The sequence below is a fragment of the Streptomyces sp. NPDC021562 genome (genome assembly GCF_040640875.1).
In the GTDB taxonomy this organism is placed as follows: Bacteria; Actinomycetota; Actinomycetes; order Streptomycetales; family Streptomycetaceae; genus Streptomyces.
This window is the reverse complement of sequence record NZ_JBFACN010000118.1, coordinates 1-1054: the sequence shown is the minus strand read 5'-3', so window position 1 is coordinate 1054 and position 1054 is coordinate 1. Positions and strand designations below refer to the sequence as shown.

At 32.1% G+C, this 1054-nt stretch carries 2 protein-coding genes; both read left to right on the top strand.

Going from position 1 to position 1054, the window contains the following annotated elements; translation table 11 throughout:
• Positions 1 to 266, top strand: a 266-nt coding sequence (locus tag AB0G52_RS41365) for a sigma-70 family RNA polymerase sigma factor (protein WP_361344515.1), incomplete at its 5' end; no start/stop codon positions are given.
• Positions 267 to 269: 3 nt separating this feature from the next.
• On the top strand, positions 270 to 968 hold the full coding sequence (locus AB0G52_RS41360; protein ID WP_361344512.1) for a zf-HC2 domain-containing protein: 699 nt from the start codon (positions 270 to 272) through the stop codon (positions 966 to 968).
• The last annotated feature ends 86 nt before the right edge of the window (positions 969 to 1054 follow it).

The following is a 1054-nucleotide window of genomic DNA, read 5'->3' as shown; positions in this document are numbered from 1 at the left end:
AAAAAAGGTTTGATACAAATGAAATACCTGAACAAGTAAGCCAGAAGAGTATGGAAGAAATGATACTAAGAAAAGAAGATAATTTTCGCCTGCATAAGGTCTTACCTCACTTAGAAGAACCCTATAAAGAAGTTTTTACATTAAGAGTATTTGGCGAGCTTTCTTTTAAAGAAATAAGTGAAATTTTTGAGAAAACGGAAAGCTGGGCGAGAGTCACCTATCACAGAGCTAAACGTAAGATTCGGGACTTGTTACAGGAGGAGTAGGAAATGGACAAAGGAAGAAAAATATCTTGTGAAATAATTAAAGATATACTGCCGTTGTATTACGATAATGTATGCAGTGATGATAGCAAAAAAATGGTAGAAGAACATCTTCGGGAGTGTCATAACTGTAAAATGGAATTAGAGAAACTTAAAGATGAAATTCATGTTCCAGAAAAAACGATTGTTGAAAATAGGAAGGATGTAAATGTCCTAAAGAATATATCTGCTTCATGGAGAAGAAAACGGTTGAAGTCTTTTATAAAAGGTGGAATACTAAGTGCTTTATTAATAAGCATAATCATTTTAGGATATGTTGGTTTATTCGAATGGAAAATTATCAGTGTATCTACAGATGTAGTGGAAATTAGAGAGGTAAGTGAAATGGAAAATGGCATAATTGTTTTTTATGCTGAAATAAACGATGGGTATAGTTTAAACACAATAAAATATGATGCTGATAACGAAGGGAATCTTTTTGTGACTCCATTACGCCCGATTATTAAGGAAAAAGCAGATGAACAGCCTCCATATGAATTAGAAAAAGGATATGATTTTATAGATATTAAAAATCAGGAGGATTACCGTGGAATGGAAATAAAAACAATATATTACGGCACACCAAATGATAAAATTTTAATTTGGAAAAAGGGAATGGCATTACCAAAAACAAGTAAAGAAGTAGAGAAAAACTTGGGTTTTTAAAAGTTATTGAACATCTTTCTTTTGGGTCGTAAGCTGAATGAAGCACAGTACTATCTTTTGCCTAAATATATCAGCATAGTAGGAAA